This window comes from Neisseria sp. P0008.S010, assembly GCF_051962715.1.
In the GTDB taxonomy this organism is placed as follows: domain Bacteria; phylum Pseudomonadota; class Gammaproteobacteria; order Burkholderiales; family Neisseriaceae; genus Neisseria; species Neisseria elongata.
On sequence record NZ_JBQCVA010000172.1, the window covers coordinates 1 to 429 of the forward strand.

Consider the following 429-nt stretch of genomic DNA (forward strand, 5'->3'; position numbering starts at 1 on the left):
ATGCAAGACATCCGCAAGTTCGAACGCAGCGGTTCCTACGGGGCGACTAATATCTTTATCGGCAGCCGCACCCTGATCCCCGGCCGGGCCGTGATGTTTGCGACGCGCAATGATTTTAGGTGGGACGGCTTATTTACTAAAACAGATGGCATGCCCTATGACACCAACCTGATATTCAAGCTCGATAAGGACGACGCCTACATCGTCAGCGGCTATTTCCGTATTCCCTCCAATAACGGCAAAGAACCCGCCAACTGGAAGGCGAAAGAAAAAGAAATGCTCGACGGCATGGAGAAAAGATACCGTGCCGACTTCCTCAAAGGCCTGCGCGAAAGGCAGGAATACGAAGTGTCGAACCAAAGCGGCATCTGCCTGATCCGCGGCTTCATCGCCGACGACGGCGGCAAACCCTTCAAAGCCAACACCGCG

General features: G+C 54.3%; 1 pseudogene. It reads left to right on the top strand.

Features of this window, described 5'->3' with window-relative positions:
* A pseudogene (locus ACTHSL_RS13075) lies at nt 1–429 on the top strand (T6SS immunity protein Tli4 family protein); the annotation flags it as partial.